Raw genomic sequence first — 2,995 nt, forward strand, 5'->3', positions numbered from 1 at the left:
TTGGACAGGCCGACGGTCGCGCTGATCGCACGGATGGTGACCGCGGCGGGCCCGGATGCCACCGCCAACGTCTCGACGGCGTCCAGCACCCGGTCCGGATCGTAGACGCGAGGGCGGGGCATCCAGAAACAATAACAGAGCGGTTGCTCTGTTAATCAGGCGCTAGATCCGGCACATCGCTGGTGTGGTCGACAACTGCGGCGGCCGCTGCCGTAACGCGATTACGAACCAGAAACCAGCCGCCGATCAAGCCGGGTACGGCAGCCGCCAGTGCCGCGATGACCCAGGGCCCCTTCTCCGGATCGAGCGCCATCAGCACCAGCACGCCCGCCAGGAAGGCCAGCGTGACATAGCCGCTGTACGGGGCGAACGGCATTCGGAAGTGTGGCCGCTGCAACGTTCCGGCCTTCACCTTGCTGTAAAACCGGAGTTGGCAGAGCACAATGGTCGCCCAGGCGGCCAGCACACCCACCGCGGCGATGTTGAGCACGATCTCGAAGGCCTGGCTCGGTTTGACCGCGTTGAGCACGACGCCGAACAGCCCGATCGCGGCGGTCAGCAGGATCCCGCCGTACGGCACACCGTTTTTTGACATCAGGCCGGTGAACTTCGGGCCGCTGCCGTTCACCGACATCGACCGCAGAATTCGGCCGGTGGAATACAGTCCGGCGTTCAGGCTGGAGAACGCGGCGGTGAGGACCACTGCGTTCATCAGCGAGCCGGCGCCGCTGAAGCCGATGTGCGAGAAGAAGGTGACGAACGGGCTCTCGCCGTGTTTATACGTGGTGTAGGGGAGCAGCAATGCCAGCAGGAGGACCGATCCGCAGTAGAAGACCGCGATTCGGGCGATCACCGAGTTGATCGCTCGTGGCATGACCTTTTCCGGGTCGGCGGTTTCCCCGGCCGCGGTGCCGACCAGTTCGACTGCGGCGTAAGCAAATATCACCCCGGAGGTGACGAGCACCAGCGGCAGCAGGCCGGTCGGCAGGAACCCGCCGTGTTGGGCCCACAAGCTGGGTCCGGTGGTGTGGCCCTGGATCTTGAAGCGGCCGGCCAGAAAGACGATTCCGACCACCAGAAAAGTAATCAGGGCCAGCACTTTGATCAGCGCCGCCCAGAACTCGAACTCGCCGAAGGCCTTGACCGAGATCAGATTCACCGACACCACCGCCACCAGCGCGACCAGTGCCAGCGTCCACTGCGGGACCGCCTGGAACGCCGTCCAATAGTGGAAGTAGCTCGCGATTGCGGTGCTGTCCACGATGGCCGCCATCGCCCAGTTCAGGAAGTACATCCAACCCGCAACGAAAGCCGCTTTCTCCCCGAAGAACTCGCGGGCATACGAGACGAACGAGCCCGTTGCCGGGCGATGCAGCACCAGCTCGCCGAGAGCGCGCAGGATCAAGAACACGAAGGCGCCGCAGATCCCGTAGATCAGGAACAGGCCCGGCCCTGCGGAGGCGAGCCGTGCTCCTGCGCCCATGAACAGCCCGGTCCCGATGGCGCCGCCGATGGCGATCATCTGCATCTGCCGGTTGTTGAGGTCGTGGTGGTAGCCCGCGTCTTCGCGGGCGAACACGTCCGTTTCGGCCGCAGCGGGGCCGGGCGTGCTGGGCGGCGGTGGCATCGCGTTCCTATCGTCGTGGGGCAACACTGCGGCGCCGGGCACGACCGCTTAGGGGCTGGATTGCGAAACTATCCCACGGTGTGATGTCCGCCTCAACAGATGGGGAACAAACTCTCGGTCGACCTCGTTGAGCTCTTTGACAACCTTGAGTGATACAGACTCAACCCTGGCTTGACAGCGGCACGCTGTTGGAGGCAATCTTGAGCGCGGTTCACTCAGCAGCGTAGTGCATACGAAGCTCGATTATCAGGGAGGATCCACTATGGCTCGTGCGGTCGGTATCGACCTCGGGACCACCAACTCCGTCGTTGCAGTTCTCGAGGGTGGCGACCCCGTCGTCGTCGCCAACTCAGAGGGCGCAAGGACGACTCCATCCGTCGTGGCGTTCGCGCGCAACGGCGAAGTGCTGGTCGGCCAGCCTGCCAAAAACCAGGCGGTGACCAACGTCGACCGGACCATTCGTTCGGTCAAGCGGCACATGGGCACCGATTGGTCCGTTGAGATCGACGGAAAGAACTACACCGCGCAGGAGATCAGCGCCCGCATCTTGCAGAAGCTGAAGCGCGACGCCGAAAGCTACCTCGGCGAGGACATCGCCGACGCGGTCATCACCGTGCCCGCGTACTTCAACGACGCCCAGCGTCAGGCCACCAAGGAGGCCGGCCAGATCGCCGGTCTGAACGTGCTGCGGATCGTCAACGAGCCGACCGCGGCCGCACTGGCTTACGGGCTCGACAAGGGCGAGAAGGAACAGACCATCCTCGTCTTCGACCTCGGTGGCGGCACCTTCGACGTGTCGTTGCTGGAGATCGGCGACGGTGTCGTGGAGGTCCGCGCGACCTCCGGTGACAACCACCTCGGTGGTGACGACTGGGACGACCGCATCGTCACCTGGCTGGTCGACAAGTTCAAGGGCAGTGCGGGCATCGACCTGACCAAGGACAAGATGGCCATGCAGCGGCTGCGTGAAGCGGCCGAGAAGGCCAAGATCGAACTGAGCTCGAGTCAGGGCACCTCGATCAACTTGCCCTACATCACCGTTGACGCCGACAAGAACCCGCTGTTCCTCGACGAGCAGCTGACCCGCGCCGAGTTCCAGAAGATCACGCAGGATCTGCTCGACCGCACGCGTCAGCCGTTCCAGTCGGTGATCAAGGACGCCGGTATCGCGGTGTCGGAGATCGACCACGTGGTGCTGGTGGGTGGTTCCACCCGTATGCCCGCGGTGTCGGATCTCGTCAAGGAGATGACCGGCGGCAAGGAGCCCAACAAGGGCGTCAACCCCGACGAGGTCGTCGCCGTCGGCGCGGCTCTGCAGGCGGGTGTGCTCAAGGGTGAGGTGAAAGACGTTCTGCTGCTTGACGTCAC

General features: G+C 64.1%; 2 protein-coding genes. One reads left to right on the forward strand and one right to left on the reverse strand.

The annotated features are described in order from the left end of the window. Window positions 1-151: 151 nt before the first annotated feature. Window positions 152-1,627, reverse strand: coding sequence for an amino acid permease (locus WAO18_RS25255; protein ID WP_422208957.1), 1,476 nt, complete (start codon window positions 1,625-1,627; stop codon window positions 152-154). A 262-nt stretch (window positions 1,628-1,889) separates the two neighbouring features. On the opposite strand from WAO18_RS25255, the gene WAO18_RS25260 reads away from it, so the two are divergent. Further along, window positions 1,890-2,995, forward strand: a 1,106-nt coding sequence (locus WAO18_RS25260) for an Hsp70 family protein (protein WP_422208958.1), incomplete at its 3' end; no start/stop codon positions are given.

The organism is Mycobacterium sp., from assembly GCF_049278535.1.
In the GTDB taxonomy this organism is placed as follows: domain Bacteria; phylum Actinomycetota; class Actinomycetes; order Mycobacteriales; family Mycobacteriaceae; genus Mycobacterium.

Bases quoted from the DNA above. Each gene is read 5' to 3' on its own strand.
- WAO18_RS25255 (WP_422208957.1), bottom strand. From the start codon at position 1,627: ATGCCACCGCCGCCCAGCACGCCCGGCCCCGCTGCGGCCGAAACGGAC.